This window comes from Shewanella mangrovisoli (assembly GCF_019457635.1).
Taxonomy (GTDB): Bacteria; Pseudomonadota; Gammaproteobacteria; order Enterobacterales; family Shewanellaceae; genus Shewanella; species Shewanella mangrovisoli.
Map to the genome: position 1 here is coordinate 620,430 of NZ_CP080412.1, position 14,459 is coordinate 634,888.

The window sequence follows — 14,459 nt, forward strand, 5'->3', positions numbered from 1 at the left end:
AGCCCAAGGGCTAAATTGTAGAGAACATAAAATGAAAATATCTATGCCAACTTCTTTTATCCCAAAAAACCTCACAGTGGCGACCTGCACTGCATTGTTTGTCTCAATGGCGAGCTTTGCTGCCCCAAGCCTTAAAACCGATGCAGATAAAGCCTCTTACAGCATTGGCGCCTCTGTGGGTAATTACATTTCTGGCCAGGTTTATAACCAAGTGGAACTGGGCGCAGAGGTGAATGTGGACTTAGTGGTGCAGGGCTTTGTCGATGCGCTGAAAAAGCAGCAGCAATTAACCGATGAAGAAGTGTTGACCTATCTTAACCAACGCGCCGAAGAGTTAAACCAAGTGAGAAAGGCGAACGCCGAGAAGCTCGCCGCGGAAAATACTCAGGCGGGTGAAGTCTATCTTGCTGAAAATAAGAAGAAATCAGGCGTAACCGTCACAGAGTCAGGCCTGCAATACGAAGTGTTAACCCAAGGCTCCGGCAATAAACCCAACCCTGAAGATGTGGTCACTGTCGAGTATGTCGGCAAGCTTATCGATGGCACTGAGTTTGAAAATACCGTCGGCCGTAAAGAACCCACGCGTTTTGCCCTGATGAGCGTGATCCCTGGTTGGGAAGAGGGCTTAAAACTCATGCCTATGGGCTCGAAATACCGTTTTGTTATTCCAGCCAACTTAGCCTATGGCAATGAATTTGTCGGTGAAATCCCACCACAATCAACTCTGATTTTTGAAATTGAGTTGAAAAATATCGAAAAGCCCAGTGAGAAAAAAGAAGCCCGCATGATGGGCATGATGCCAGCCCACTAAGGGCTAAACATTGGCTTAGGTTCGTTTAGTGATGAACTTGGATAGGCGAGCGTCGAGGTAAGGCATGGCAAGTTTAGGATTCACCATTGCACTGCTGTTAAGCGGGTTTGTGGCTTGGATTTTCTGGCAACACGCGCGTTTAAACAAACGGCAAACGCTGGTGGGAGAGTCTCAAGTCTCCCATGGCGTGCCTGTGCTGTGCAGTGTGCTTCTGCTATTGCTCACGCTCGCCATCTATAGCCAAACGGGGCGTTATCAGGATTGGGATACAGGCAAGCTCGATGAAAACATTGACTATTTAGTGGCTGCCGACATCACCAAAGCCCTGCGCCTCGTGGATGAACAACCGCAAAACCCGTTGGCATTACAGGCACTTGCCGAGGCTTACAGCGCGGGAGGCTTATATGCCGATGCGGTGCAGACCCTAGACCAACTGCTTGCGTTGGTGGGGGAGAATGCAGAAGTGCTCGGCGCTAAGGCCAATGCCCTCTATTACCGTGATGGTCGGCAAATGACCGCAGAGACCCAAGCACTGATTGCACAGACGCTTGCGCTTGCGCCCTTTGAGCCACAGACGCGGATGCTACAGGCAAACGATGCCTATCTCCATGGGCGCTACCAAGAGGCGATAGACCATTGGCAAGCATTACTGGCGCAGCCAAGGGCAGAGATTAATCGTGAGGCCCTGTTAAACGCCATCGGCAAGGCCCAAAGCAAATTGAATGAAAGTGGATATTAATCAAGTCGCTAGCCATTTTCAGGCATGTTGGAACGATAACGATATAAATAAAAACGTCGGTATAAAACCGATAGATGGAGGATGTTGTGAGTGAAAATATAGAGAGACGGAGGTTCCTTAAAAGCGCTGGCATGTGCTCTTTGATGTTAACGCCTTTAGCCGGGTGTTCGGTCAAAGAAGAGTCCGACGGCGCCCATAAGCCCCATTACGTCATGGTCTTTGACCAAAATAAATGTGTCGGCTGTGGCGACTGTAAAACCGCCTGTAATCAAGCCAACCACTTACCCGAAGGCAAGTCACGGGTGTTGCTCGAGCAGCAGAGTGGTCGTGTCGAAGGTCAGCCTTGTCCGCATTGCGGCAAGATGAGCTGTGACTGTGAACGTAAGTTTGTGCGGGTTTCCTGCCAGCAATGCAAGAACGCCCCCTGTGTCACTGTTTGTCCGACTGGCGCGGCGCACCGCGACGCGAAAACGGGCATTGTGACTATGGACGCGAGCAAATGCGCCGGCTGTAAATACTGCATTGGGGCTTGTCCTTACAACGCTCGCTACATCAACAGCGATACGGATGTGGCCGATAACTGCGATTTCTGTTTGAACAGCAAGTTAGCCAAGGGCGAATTACCCGCCTGTGTGCAGAGCTGTAAATACGATGCGCTGATCTTCGGTGATGCCAACGATCCTCAATCCTACGTAAGCAAACTCTTAGCGGTAAAAGACTCAGTGCGCATTAAGCCGCAGTTTGGCACTGAGCCGAGCTTACGTTACATACCAATCGTCAAACTGGGAGTGTAAATATGGATACCAGTATGGAATTTACCCTAGGCCTCTCCCAAGGCGTCGCTTGGCCTTGGCCGATTGCGGTGTATTTGTTCTTCGCCGGCATCTCCGGCGGGGCGTTAACCATTGCGCTGGCGCTGCGGTTTTACTTAGGTCAGGTTGAAAATACCGCCTTTTTAAAAGCGGCGACTCTGCTGTCGTTTGTCACTATCAGTTTAGGGATGTTGTGTCTGGTGCTCGACCTGACTAACCCCTTATTCTTCTGGCGAATTTTGGTGTTCTACAACTTAAATTCTGTGATGTCGATTGGTGTGATTGCCTTGTCGGTGTATATCCCGTTAGTGGCAGTGGTCGCGCTATTCGCCCTCGAAAAAGAGCTGATGGCTATTCCACAATTGCAGTTTCTCGGCCCCATCATCACTAAGTTGAAGGGCTTTAGACGCCCGATGGAAGCACTGGTGTTATTACTGGCGTTATCCGTCTGTGCTTACACCGGCTTCTTAATCTCCGCCCTGATCCGCTTCCCACTGATCAATACCTCGGTATTGCCTGCGTTGTTTATTGCCTCAGGGCTTTCAGCGGGCGGCGCCTCGGCCAAAATGCTGGCGGTATGGTTGTTTAAAGAACCTTTGCACAGCGGCGAGATGAAGATCCTACACGGCGCCGAGTGGCCGATTATGTTCGCCGAAGCCCTGTTTATTTTTATGATCGCCACCGCGCTGTTAACTGGCAATGCCGGAGGTCAGTTTGCCTTTGCCGCCTTCCAGGAAGGGATCTGGGCAAGTGTATTCTGGATTGGTGTGGTCGGTATCGGTTTTGGTGCGCCGCTGCTCCTTAACTTCGCCACGGGTAAGCATTTTAGCCATTCGGCCAAAGCCTTTTATATGTCGGGCATGTGTGCGGTCGTGGGCATGATGTGCCTGCGGCTCTTCATCCTGTTGGCGGGGCAAAACTACGCGATTTAACCCAAAGCTAAGGCCCAAGGCCTGAAGCGATAAACCATTTTTGTATCAACCCTCGTCACAAGAGGTCTGTCCCTGCAAGGTGCCTTGGCGAGGCGTTGATATTTTTCAAGGAATAACAGGATGAAAAAGTACTTAAGTTTGCTACTAGTCGCTCCTTTGTTATTGGGCTGCAATAAGAGTGAAGCCACTGATCATCAACATAAAGCCGAGATGATCCACGAGCATGACCGTTGCCACCTTTGCGGCATGGTGATCACTAAATACCCTGGGCCTAAGGGACAAGTGCATTTGAAGGCCGAGAAGATGGTGCCTAAGTTTTGCTCCAGTCGCGATATGTTTAACTTTGCCCTACAGCCTGAAAACAAAAGACAAATTGATTACATGATGGTGCATGACGCCGCATCGACCGACTGGGAACAACCAGACGATGGCGCCTTTATCGATGCCGCCAGCGCGTTTTATGTCTATGGCACCAGTAAAAAAGCCGTGATGGGGCCTGCTGTAGCGCCTTTTAGCACTAAAGCCGCCGCCGAGGCCTTTGCTCAAGAACATGGTGGCCGCGTGCTCCGTTTCGATGAGATCACCCTCGAATTACTGGCTGGCGATAAGTAGGCGATAGGTATGTGGCGCGGCTTGCTGCTCGGTTGGCTCTGTAGTTTATCCCTTGTTGGGTTGGCGCAGGAGTTTAAGGTCAAAGATACAGCTACTCTGACCCAGGCCCTCACGCGGGCGCAGGATGGCGACACTATTGTGCTCGCCACTGCCGTTTACGAAGGCAATTTTAATGTTAGCCGCGCCATTCATCTTAAGGGCGAAGCGGGGGCTACCTTAGATGCTTTGCGTCAAGGTAGCGCCTTAACCATTGCAGCGCCTAAGGTGATAGTCGAAGGGTTGAATATCCGTCACTGGGGGCGGGATCTTTATTACCACAATGCAGGGATCTTGCTGCAACTGGGTGCTGACGAGGTGCTCATTAAGGGCAATCGGCTGGTGGGGGATGGCTTTGGTATCTATGGCGAGCAGCTTAGTGCGCCCCGGATTATGGAAAACAGCATCAGCGGTAATGGTGCCATTTATGTGTTGGATCGGGGTGACGGTATATTCCTCAAGCATGTGAGCGCGCCCCAAGTGCAAGCTAACCATTTTATTTTTGTCCGCGATGGTGTGTATCTCGAGTCGGTGACGGACAGCCAAATCCACCATAATCAATTCGCTAAGCTGCAATACGGCATTCATTATATGTACACCCGAGGCGATGAAGCCTCAAACAATCAAGCGATTAGCGTCGATGGCGGTTACGCCTTGATGAACTCGCAGCACATCTATCTACACCACAACAAGGTTAGCCAAGCGCGGGACTTTGGCATTCTGCTCAATATCACTAACGATGCACATATTCAGGCGAATGTCGTGACAGAGGTGGTCAATCCCCAAGGTTCGCTGGAGCTGGGCAACGAGGGCAAGAGTATTTTTATCTACGCTGCGCAGAATAATCGCATCGAGGCGAATGAGTTTAGCCATAGCGATACTGGGATTAGCATGGCCATGGGCGGCGAAGCAAATCGCCTTTGGCACAATCGTATTTTAGCCAATCAAACCCAAGTCAAATACGTTGGCGAGGCACAACTCGAGTGGAGTTATCAGGGGCAGGGCAATTACTGGTCCGAATATCAGGGCTGGGACACTAATGGCGACGGCGTCGGGGATATCGCCCATCGGCCCAACGACAGCTTAGACAAGCTCTTTTGGCTCTATCCCGAAGCGAAACTGCTGATGGAAAGCCCAGTGGTCTTGCTGCTGCGTTGGGTGGAGCGGCAGTTTCAGCCAACGGGCGTAAGCGGCGTGAGTGACAGCTTTCCCTTAATGGGATGGAAAACCGAGGAGATGGGCAATGAGCCATTTCAGCAATGATGCAAGGCATAAACAGGCGCTAACCTTGATGACAAACGAGGGTTCATCACAAGGGCAAGTGGCGGTTAAGGCCATCGGGCTTTGCAAGCGTTATGCGAAGTTCGAAGCGCTCACGGATCTTCATTTTGAACTGCATGCTGGCCAAACTTTAGCACTACTTGGCCACAATGGTGCGGGTAAATCGACCTTGATTAAAATGATCTTGGGGCTTGTCTCCCCAAGCCTGGGCGAGCTATTTGTGCAAGGGCAATCGCTGCATACCAAGCGACCCAATGCCAATCTGTCATTAGGCTATTTACCTGAAAATGTGAGCTTTTATGACAATATGACGGCGCAGGAGATCTTAAGCTATTTTGCCAAACTCAAGGGTGTTGATCCCAAGCGAGTATCCATTCTGCTGGAAGAGTTTGGCCTGATGGCGACCAAGGATAAACGCCTAAGCACCTTTTCCAAGGGCATGCGCCAACGTTTGGGATTAGCTCAGGCGGTATTGGCCGATCCTAAAGTGTTGTTGCTGGATGAACCGACAGTGGGGTTAGACCCGCTCGCATCGGCATTTTTATATCAGAAAATGGCGCATCTGAAGGCGCAGGGCTGCGCCATCATCATCAGTACCCATGAGTTAGGATTAGTGCAAGATCAAATGGATAGTGCGCTGATCTTAGGTCAAGGTCGGCTGCTCGCCTCGGGCGATTTAACTCGCCTTAGAATAGTGAGTTCGCTGCCAAGTCTGCTTGAGTTACATCGCGTTTCGCCTTTGCAATATCAGCAGCTTATCAGCCAGCCGCTATTTGCCTCAATGCGGAACCACTCAAGTGCTAATAGGGTGTGCTTTGGTGTGCCCGATGCGCTTAAGGCCAAGGCGATCGAACAATTACATCTTCTTAAGATCCATGAGTTTTCCATTGCGCCACCGAGCTTGCAGGATATTTTCCATCATTTTATGGCAGGGCTAAATCGCCCTAATGCATCAACATCGAGCTCGGCTGTTGGAGAAGAGCAAGATCAAAGGGAGTTAGTGGCATGAGTCAGATAAGCATCGAGCAAGGCTGTGCCCAATATTGTTCCCCAAGGGCGCTGACACTGATACAAGCCATTGCCGTGAAAGAGTTTAAGGACAATTTACGTAACCGCTGGCTGGGCTTGATGGCGGGTATCTTGTTGATTTTATCCCTGTGCGTGAGTTTTATGGGCAGCGCTGTGTCGGGCACTGTGGTACTGCTCGCAAGCGCGCAAATCTTCTCGGGCTTAGTCACGCTGGCGGTATTTATCTTGCCCTTGGGCGCCATTTTACTCAGTTACGACAGTTTTGTCGGCGAGCGCGAGTCGGGCACTCTGTTACTATTACTCACCTATCCCTTGGCCCGTTGGCACTTGGTGTGCGGCAAGTTACTCGGCCATGCCTATGTGATGATTTCTGCCTGCGTGATGGGGTTTGGAACGACGGCGCTATTACTGCTGGCCTTTGTTGAAGAACACGCCAGACACGCCTTAGCCATAGGGTTTATCCATTTGATTAGCAGTGGCATTTTGCTGTCGTTGGTGTTTGTACTTTTGGGCTATTGCGTGAGTCTGTGTGTGCGGGAAAAGGCCAAGGCCCTAGGTGTTTTACTGCTGCTGTGGTTTGTGCTGGTCTTAGTCTATGACTTAGTGCTGCTCACGGCGCTGGTGAGTCTGGCGGAATTGTTCAATCGCCAGCTATTTAACCTATTGATTTTAATCAATCCTACCGATCTTTTCCGCGCCTTAAACCTGCTTGCTAATCCCGCCGATAGCCTATCGGCGAAGAGCAGTCTTGCGTTGATTGCCCAAACGGGAATGGGGATACCACTGCTGTATGCTCTGCTGGCAGTTTGGATAGGACTATTAGGGGTGCTGGCAAGCTGGATTTTTACACGGCAAGAGGTTTAGGTTTTTCTGCATTAGTTTAAATTTATGCTTTATAAACAATGGGTAAACTGAGTATAGAGTCACAGTATTTTATGTTGTTAATAAGTAAAATAAACCATCTTGATTTGGTAGCCAGGAATCACGGTTGCTCTCGGGTGAAGCTGAGTTTCACTGTGTTTGCCCGTTGTTAGCGCAATCATAGTCTATTGTGTTGGCTTAGTGTTGGGCGCTTAACATGCATAAAATCACTTCATATCTAATGTTAGATGAACAGGCCAAGGAGCTTGTTGATCTTGTTCATGGAACCCATATCGGCCTGACTTTTTCAGAAACCGCCGTACTCCTATTGCTGTTATCTTCCCCGAACGCGATTTTTACCAAGGAAGAATTGCTGCACGTCGGCTGGCCAGAACGTGTGGTCGCGCCCACTTCATTAACTCAGTGCATCAGTACCTTACGTAAAAAATTAGAATCCTATACCGAAGTGCAGCTTAAAACGGTGGCGCGCCGGGGTTATCAGTTGCATGTGTCCGAACAGTCCCATGTGAAGATGTTGGCGATTAACGATGCCGATGCGATCCGCGATGCGATTGTTGGCGTCTCTGCCTGGACGAAACTGGCAGGCATTATCATGTTGGGGGTGATCCTCACCTTAGTTTGGTACTGGAGCGATCACCATGCCGTGGTGAAACGGGTCGCCAAATGGAATGCCGATAAATATATCAGCCTCAATATTGGCGGCACCTTGGGGACGGCGCAGGTGCTATATATCGACGATGAGGAACATTTACATCCCTCATGGTGGCAAAAACATTTAGCGCCAGAGGGTAACCATATCAGTGGCTTACCTTATTTCAGCGCCTTTGCAGCGACTGATGGTAAAAACTATTCGATGGCCATCTGCCCCTCGCTCGATGCCAAGGATTGTAACGGCAAGGGCATAATCAATATCACCTCCATAGATGCCACTCCGGCTGGCCTTGATATGGCTGAGTTTATTCCGCTCAGTAAAAAAATGGAGGAGCGTATTCGCTACAACCGCATAGTGCTGCCGATTGATGATAAGGGCGCGGGTGAGCTGCTGGAGCATAACTACCATGCGGATATTTACTTCCCTGTAGCGGGTGAACTGCTGGTGCGCACGGATCTGAGCATGTCGCTGGTGTACGAAGGGGAAAATAGAGGCAAGTTTTACTCTACCTCCTGCATCACCGATCAGGACTGTTTAACCACACCGATTAAGTACACTATCCGTGGCGAATTCGAGCAGTACCAGACGCAAATTGATGATCTGAATGTGGATGTTTTCCATGTCAAAGTATCGCAAAAGGAGCTAACCAAACCCGATGAAGTGAGCCATTCGGCGATGCAGTTTTACCGTGCGATTCGCAAACACGATATTCGCGACGAAGATCTGTTCTATTATCGGGTTTATCAAAATCAGGGCACGGCGGTATGGATAGTCCCACAGATGGGGCAACTGCTGGCCTGGACTCAGTACACTCAAGTCAAACTCTAACCTGTGTTATTCAAACAGCCGATAGCCATCGGCTGTTTGGCTTTTTGCTAGAAACATCTGTTTGCAGAGAGTTAGAGTGTATTAAAGACTTTGCATTAACTTTCTATCATAAAGCGTGAGTTTCTTTTACATCCCACCATATCGCCAGTTACACTGCCTCGCCATGCTGGAAAGCATTCAAATAGCCAAAATACCAAAAATACAAGAATAACAACGGAAGGAGTCTCATATGTCGGACCGCCTGATCCCCGCCATATTACTGTCGACGACAGTACTGACAGGGTTAACTGCCTGTGGTGATAACACCAAGGAAACCGCCGCTGCCGCCAGCGACAATGCTGCAAAAGTACAAACCAGCGCAGCGCCTGCTGCCAGCCAACCCGCCACGCCAATCGGCATTAACCTCGCGGCCATGTCGCCCAAGGTTAAACCCGGCGATGACTTTTATACCTACGCCAATGGCGAGTGGATGAAAACCACAGAGATCCCCGCCGATCGTTCAAGCACGGGTGCCTTTTTAGTGGCTTTCCAAGAGACTGAAAAGCATAAGACCAGCCTGATCGCCGACTTAGTCAAGGCCGAACACGCCGCTGGCAGCGATGATGCGCGCATTGCCGATTTCTACAAGGCTTACACTAACACCGCGGCAATCGATGCGGCGGGCATGAAGCCAATGGAAGCCGATTTAGCTAGCTATCAAGCCATTGCGGACAAACACGCCCTGTCGGCGGCGCTCGGTGCTAACCTGCGTGCCGATGTGGATCCTCTCAATGCCACCGACTTTTTCACCGAAAACCTCTTCGGGATTTTCGTGACTCAAGGTCTGGCGACGCCGGGTGAAGTGCTGCCTTATATTCTGCAAGGCGGTTTAGGGTTGCCCGAGCGCGAATACTATCTGTCGGACGATCCTAAAATGGTCGAGATCCGCACCGCTTACCGTGCCTATATCGAGACCCTGCTGACCGATGCGGGCATCAGCGATGCAGCGGCCCGTGCAGATCGCATTTTTGCCCTCGAACATAAAATTGCTAGCGCCCACGCCAGCCGTGAAGACAGTGAAGATTTCACTAAGGCATCGGGTGTGTGGAGCCGTGCCGACTTCGATGCTAAAGCCCCGGGTATCGACTGGACTGCCTTTTTAGATGCCGCCCAGCTTGGCAAGCAAGACAGATTTGCCGCCTACCACGCCAGTGCTATTACTGGGCTGTCGGCGCTGGTGGCCTCTGAGCCGCTGGATGCGTGGAGAGACTGGCTGGTGTTCCACCATATCAATAGCCACGCCGATGTATTGCCTTCGGCTATCGATAACGCCTCTTTTGCCTTTAACGGCACTAAGCTGTCGGGCACTCCTGAGCAGCGCAGCCGTGATAAACGCGCCTTAAGTGCCTTGGATGAATACCTAGGTGATGCCGTAGGCCGCGCCTACGCCGAGCATTATTTCCCGGCATCGGCCAAGGCCGAAGTTAGCACTATGGTGGATAACATCGTCAGTGCCTTTGGTAAGCGTGTCGAAAAACTCGAGTGGATGGACCCTTCAACCAAGCAGGAAGCCCTAGCTAAGGTTGCGACCATTGCCGTTGGCGTGGGTTATCCCGATAAATGGCGTAATTACGATGCTTATGCCGTATCACCAACCAATGCCTATGCCAATGCTATCAATGGTGAAAGGGTGGAATACGCCCATCAACTCGCCAAAATTGGTAAGCCAATGGATAAGGGCGAGTGGTGGATGACGCCGCAAGTGGTTAACGCGGTTAACCTGCCAGTGCAGAACGCGCTTAACTTCCCTGCGGGGATTTTGCAGCCACCATTCTTCGATGCTAAGGCCGATGCCGCCTATAACTATGGTGCGATTGGCGCTGTGATTGGCCATGAGATCAGCCATAGTTTCGATAACAATGGTGCGGCGTTCGACTCTACGGGTGCTATGCGTAACTGGTGGACGCCAGCGGACTTTGCTCAGTTTGCTAAGCAGGGTGAGGCATTGGCGAAACAGTTTGATGCCTATGCACCATTCCCGGATCTGCATGTAAACGGCAAGCTGACCTTAGGTGAAAACATTGCCGACGTGGCGGGCTTAGCGGCCGCGCTCGATGCCTACCATGCCTCACTTAACGGTAAGCCTGCACCGGTTATCGATGGCTTTAGTGGCGACCAACGCTTCTTTATCGGCTTCGCGCAAACGTGGGCGACTAAGATGCGTGACGAGGCCCTGCGTGCCCGCGTGGCGACCGATGGCCATGCTCCTGGCATGTACCGCGCGCTGACCGTGCGTAACTTAGATGCGTGGTACACTGCGTTTGATGTGAAGCCCGGCGACAAGCTGTACTTAGCCCCAGAGGATCGCGTGAAGATCTGGTAAGTTAAGTCGATAAAAAGGGAACCCTAGGGTTCCCTTTTTTGTTAGCGATTTTGCAGTCGATTGTAGTCCAGCCAACCGCTTTCAATCGGATGACTGTCGAAAAAGGCTTGGTTGAGTTTATCGCTAAAGGCCCAGAAACGCGGATCGGTACGGCGCACAGCCGCCAAATCCAATAACGCCTCGTAGTCTTTTTCGGTTTGCATGCCTTCGACCTTAGCCACGACTTTGGCTAAGTCCTGCTCCTTGATATGCCAGAAGGCTTCGGGGTAACTGCCCAAAAGCCCGCGCACTAGCGTGACATCATCCTTGGCGGGCTCGCGATTGCTTTCCTCATTGAATAGGCTCGAAATATTCCGATGGGCACTGTTACGCACTAAGGTGAAGATTTCCGCTTTGCCTGGGGTTTGCGGCTCAATCATGATCATCGTCAGCTCGGGCAAAAGAGTCGCTTGCGTGCCTTTGACTCTGCCTAGCGTCTGCAACAAGGCCTTGCTATTGGGTTGCAACTGACTGAGTGCGATTTGATAGCGTTGGGGCTGAACCTCGCCAACTTTAGCTGCCAACTTTTGGTAGAGCTCGGCCTTAAGATCGTCCGTGTAGTAGAGCACGCCCGTGGGTTGATTGAAGGTATTAATATCCCCCGCGATAAAGGCGGTCAGCTGGGTGCCCGCATCCTGATACCAATCCTTAAACTGCTTACGGCGCTCTTCTTGGGGCAACAAGGTCAAGAAGTTAGACTCGCCCTCCATGCGTAAAAAATCCATATACAGGCGGGTGAGTAGCTGGTGGCCATAGTTGCCATACACATCGAAACCCGCGACTAAGAGGTAGTGAATACGCTCCAGCAGGGCATAGTCGATCACCCAAGCCGTCTTAGGAGATTCTCCCACTAATCCTTTGACCACAGTGGCATTATCGAAATGCCTAAATACCGTCAGGCTGGCATTATCATTGTTGCCGCCGCCATCCCATAAACCGTCGATAGTGAGGTGGCGACCATTTTTAAACTTATGATTTAAAAACTGATTTCGTGCCCGCATATACTCGCCCTGTTTGGCGGCGTATTTCACCCAAGTCACGGCAAGGGCGGTGCTTTCTTCCTCGGCGGGCATGCGTAGGTTCTCGATTTGGCCCTGATAGAAGTCAGTAAAGTCACTGTCGTCCATATATTCTGGGGTGACAAAGTAAACCCAGAATCTATCGTTGATCACATTGAGGGCGACCTGACCACGGCACACCGGCCCCTTGATAAAGCCCATAATAGTGTCTTGGGCGCGGGTGAGCATAAAGCGATAGCGCGAGCCTGCTGGCAGCTGAATAAAGGCCTCGAAGGGATTGGCCGCTACGCTTGGTTTATAGCTGGGCAGCGAGCTGACTTGGTATTTAGCGTCGATAAACCACTGCTGCCAGTTTTGCAGCACAGTGTTATTCAAAGCGTAGGGAATATGGGTTTTATCGACGATCGTGGCGCGATAGGGCTGAAAGCGGTAATACACCCGCGACACTTGCGGATCGTCGAAGGGACGGCGGCTGGCAATAAGATCAATAGGTTTGCCCGGCGGCGTGCGTGAGCGCACTAACTCAAAGTAAATCGCAGGGGCATTGGCCGCGGTTAAGGACTCAAAATACAGGTGGAAGGCAAACAAGTGCTCGTAAATATAGCGGGCACTCAGTTGCGCCTTGAGGCTATCGGCATTTAAAAACTGCTCCCAGCGGGCGATTTCGTCGCTGAACTCGGCGCTAAGCGCAGGTGGCGTTGGCAACACAGCGCCCTGTTCGAGCCATTGCATTAATACCTTATGTTCCTGCTGATTGAGCGCAGGCAAGCCGTAGGGCATACCTGCAAGGGGCTGGTATTGCTCGTATTTGTCCATTTCTTCAATGCTGGCGCACTGCTGAACCCGATCGAGGCTAAAGTCGAAACTCTTATCGAGCAGTTTAGTGTCCGGCAGGGGATGGGCCTGTTTTAGCGTTAGCATCCGCGCCAGCACTGAGGCTTGGGTATTGGCCTGCGGGGTCTGGGCGCGCTCATTGAGTACGGGATAAAAACCGCGTTCGCGCCATGCTTCAGGCGTATGGGCATCGACAAATAACCGATTCGGTGTTGCCGCCATCAAACGGGTGCCCTGATAGACCTTTTCCTTATTGGCGCCCCGTTCAATGCCCTCACTAGAGGTCATTTTAAGCTGACAGGGTGCATCGTAACAGGCATGGCAAACCACGCAGCGACCGTTGATGATAGGTTCAACAGTCGAGTGATAAGCCTTTGTTTGTGCTGTGAGTTCACTAGGATTAAGCTGATTATCAGCCCGCGTCTGCGGCGAGCTTTTACCGTAAAGATTATCAAAATCCACCTGGGCGACGCTGGCGCAACCCGTGACCGCTAACACTAGGGCCAAAAGCCAACGTTTCCAAACTGCATTTATCGGATTCATATCCACTCCTTTGCCCGACTGATGAGCTTTATCCATCCTTAATCTGCAACACTTTAGCAGAATAGTCTGAACAAGTTGAATTTACTGTTTATTTGGGGTGTTTATTCGGCCTGTTCACGGGGTAATATGAATAGCATTAGTGGATGCTATGCTTTATTAGGCACAAATCGATAAGGGAAGAAGATGACTACAGAACGCTATTTTTACGAGCCGAGCAAGGGACATGGACTATCGCACGACCCCTTAAATGCGATTGTCGCCCCCAGACCCATAGGCTGGATCTCCTCGCGCAGTGCCCAGGGGCAACGCAATCTCGCGCCCTATAGTTTTTTCAATTGTTTCAATTACAAACCTCCTATTATCGGCTTTGCCAGTACGGGCTGGAAGGACAGTGTCGCCAATATCGTCGACACCGGCGAATTTGTCTGGAATCTCACTACCCGCAGCCTTGCCGAGAAAATGAATCAAACCTCGGCCATGCTGCCCCGCGGTGAAGACGAATTTGCCTTTGCTGGACTCACCCCCAAGGCTGGCACTATCGTTCAAGCTGAGCTGGTGGCCGAAAGCCCGGTAAACTTTGAATGTAAGCTTTCTCAATGTATTCAATTAACTGCCGCCAATGGGGATAAGATTGATACTTGGCTCGTCTTAGGTGAAGTCGTTGCCGTGCATATCGCCAAGCATTTACTCGATAGTGACGGCGTGTATCAAACCGCCCTCGCTGAACCCGTGCTGCGGGCTGGCGGCCCATCCGCCTACTATGGGATCTCGGAAGAGCAAAGGTTTGATTTGCATAGACCACAAGTGTAGGTGTTGGTACTCAAACTTCGTTTGAGTTTTTGACTTATTAGTTTTGGTATCTCATGGCAGAGCAATCTAAAGCTTAAGTTTTTATTCTTTTAAAGAAAAATCAATGTCGTGTGGCTTCACCCCACACCCGACCAAAAGGGGAAAAGCGCCTGTTCCCCTTTTGGAAATCCCCCGGCGTCCCTAGCGAAGTTACATGCATTGGTTAGTGGTCTCATACTCCAATAAAAATTGCCTAACG

The 14,459-nt window shown here is 50.9% G+C and carries 12 protein-coding genes; 11 read left to right on the forward strand and 1 reads right to left on the reverse strand.

Annotation, left to right across the window (positions count from 1 at the left end; translation table 11 throughout):
• The first annotated feature begins 31 nt into the window (after nucleotides 1-31).
• The 10 genes from K0H60_RS02775 (at nucleotide 32) to K0H60_RS02820 (ending at nucleotide 10,976) form a co-directional block, all read left to right on the forward strand.
• Complete coding sequence (locus K0H60_RS02775) at nucleotides 32-811, forward strand: FKBP-type peptidyl-prolyl cis-trans isomerase (protein WP_220057203.1); 780 nt, start codon at nucleotides 32-34, stop codon at nucleotides 809-811.
• A 64-nt stretch (nucleotides 812-875) separates the two neighbouring features.
• Nucleotides 876-1,550, forward strand: a complete 675-nt coding sequence (locus K0H60_RS02780) for a tetratricopeptide repeat protein (RefSeq protein ID WP_220057204.1) — start codon at nucleotides 876-878, stop codon at nucleotides 1,548-1,550.
• A gap of 86 nt (nucleotides 1,551-1,636) precedes the next feature.
• The gene (locus K0H60_RS02785) at nucleotides 1,637-2,344 is read left to right on the forward strand and encodes a 4Fe-4S dicluster domain-containing protein (RefSeq protein ID WP_011621294.1); all 708 of its coding nucleotides are present in this window, start codon (nucleotides 1,637-1,639) and stop codon (nucleotides 2,342-2,344) included.
• 2 nt (nucleotides 2,345-2,346) lie between these two features.
• Nucleotides 2,347-3,294, forward strand: a complete 948-nt coding sequence (gene nrfD / locus K0H60_RS02790) for an NrfD/PsrC family molybdoenzyme membrane anchor subunit (RefSeq protein WP_011621295.1) — start codon at nucleotides 2,347-2,349, stop codon at nucleotides 3,292-3,294.
• A gap of 120 nt (nucleotides 3,295-3,414) precedes the next feature.
• The gene (locus K0H60_RS02795; RefSeq protein ID WP_220057205.1) at nucleotides 3,415-3,906 is read left to right on the forward strand and encodes a nitrous oxide reductase accessory protein NosL; all 492 of its coding nucleotides are present in this window, start codon (nucleotides 3,415-3,417) and stop codon (nucleotides 3,904-3,906) included.
• A 9-nt stretch (nucleotides 3,907-3,915) separates the two neighbouring features.
• Nucleotides 3,916-5,205: a nitrous oxide reductase family maturation protein NosD gene (gene nosD, locus K0H60_RS02800; protein ID WP_220057206.1), complete on the forward strand. Its 1,290-nt coding sequence runs from the start codon at nucleotides 3,916-3,918 to the stop codon at nucleotides 5,203-5,205.
• Nucleotides 5,186-6,232, forward strand: a complete 1,047-nt coding sequence (locus K0H60_RS02805) for an ABC transporter ATP-binding protein (RefSeq protein WP_220057207.1) — start codon at nucleotides 5,186-5,188, stop codon at nucleotides 6,230-6,232. The genes nosD and K0H60_RS02805 overlap by 20 nt, the downstream gene beginning before the upstream one ends.
• Nucleotides 6,229-7,116 (forward strand): ABC transporter permease, encoded by an 888-nt coding sequence (locus tag K0H60_RS02810; protein WP_220057208.1) that lies wholly within the window; start codon nucleotides 6,229-6,231, stop codon nucleotides 7,114-7,116. Before K0H60_RS02805 ends, K0H60_RS02810 begins: the two co-directional genes overlap by 4 nt.
• Before the next feature lie 214 nt (nucleotides 7,117-7,330).
• Nucleotides 7,331-8,614: a winged helix-turn-helix domain-containing protein gene (locus tag K0H60_RS02815; protein WP_220057209.1), complete on the forward strand. Its 1,284-nt coding sequence runs from the start codon at nucleotides 7,331-7,333 to the stop codon at nucleotides 8,612-8,614.
• A gap of 229 nt (nucleotides 8,615-8,843) precedes the next feature.
• On the forward strand, nucleotides 8,844-10,976 hold the full coding sequence (locus K0H60_RS02820) for a M13 family metallopeptidase (protein WP_220057210.1): 2,133 nt from the start codon (nucleotides 8,844-8,846) through the stop codon (nucleotides 10,974-10,976).
• Between the two features lie 41 nt (nucleotides 10,977-11,017).
• Here K0H60_RS02820 and K0H60_RS02825 read toward each other — a convergent pair whose 3' ends face one another.
• Complete coding sequence (locus K0H60_RS02825) at nucleotides 11,018-13,411, reverse strand: fatty acid cis/trans isomerase (RefSeq protein WP_220057211.1); 2,394 nt, start codon at nucleotides 13,409-13,411, stop codon at nucleotides 11,018-11,020.
• A gap of 183 nt (nucleotides 13,412-13,594) precedes the next feature.
• Here K0H60_RS02825 and K0H60_RS02830 point away from each other — a divergent pair, with 183 nt between their 5' ends.
• The gene (locus K0H60_RS02830; protein ID WP_133179432.1) at nucleotides 13,595-14,221 is read left to right on the forward strand and encodes a flavin reductase family protein; all 627 of its coding nucleotides are present in this window, start codon (nucleotides 13,595-13,597) and stop codon (nucleotides 14,219-14,221) included.
• Nucleotides 14,222-14,459: the final 238 nt, after the last annotated feature.

Coding starts and splice junctions, on each gene's coding strand:
- K0H60_RS02810 (WP_220057208.1), top strand. CDS start 6,229: ATGAGTCAGATAAGCATCGAGCAAGGCTGTGCCCAATATTGTTCCCCA.
- K0H60_RS02830 (WP_133179432.1), top strand. CDS start 13,595: ATGACTACAGAACGCTATTTTTACGAGCCGAGCAAGGGACATGGACTA.
- K0H60_RS02815 (WP_220057209.1), top strand. CDS start 7,331: ATGCATAAAATCACTTCATATCTAATGTTAGATGAACAGGCCAAGGAG.
- K0H60_RS02820 (WP_220057210.1), top strand. CDS start 8,844: ATGTCGGACCGCCTGATCCCCGCCATATTACTGTCGACGACAGTACTG.
- K0H60_RS02825 (WP_220057211.1), bottom strand. CDS start 13,411: ATGAATCCGATAAATGCAGTTTGGAAACGTTGGCTTTTGGCCCTAGTG.
- K0H60_RS02775 (WP_220057203.1), top strand. CDS start 32: ATGAAAATATCTATGCCAACTTCTTTTATCCCAAAAAACCTCACAGTG.
- K0H60_RS02795 (WP_220057205.1), top strand. CDS start 3,415: ATGAAAAAGTACTTAAGTTTGCTACTAGTCGCTCCTTTGTTATTGGGC.
- nosD (WP_220057206.1), top strand. CDS start 3,916: ATGTGGCGCGGCTTGCTGCTCGGTTGGCTCTGTAGTTTATCCCTTGTT.
- K0H60_RS02805 (WP_220057207.1), top strand. CDS start 5,186: ATGAGCCATTTCAGCAATGATGCAAGGCATAAACAGGCGCTAACCTTG.
- K0H60_RS02780 (WP_220057204.1), top strand. CDS start 876: ATGGCAAGTTTAGGATTCACCATTGCACTGCTGTTAAGCGGGTTTGTG.
- nrfD (WP_011621295.1), top strand. CDS start 2,347: ATGGATACCAGTATGGAATTTACCCTAGGCCTCTCCCAAGGCGTCGCT.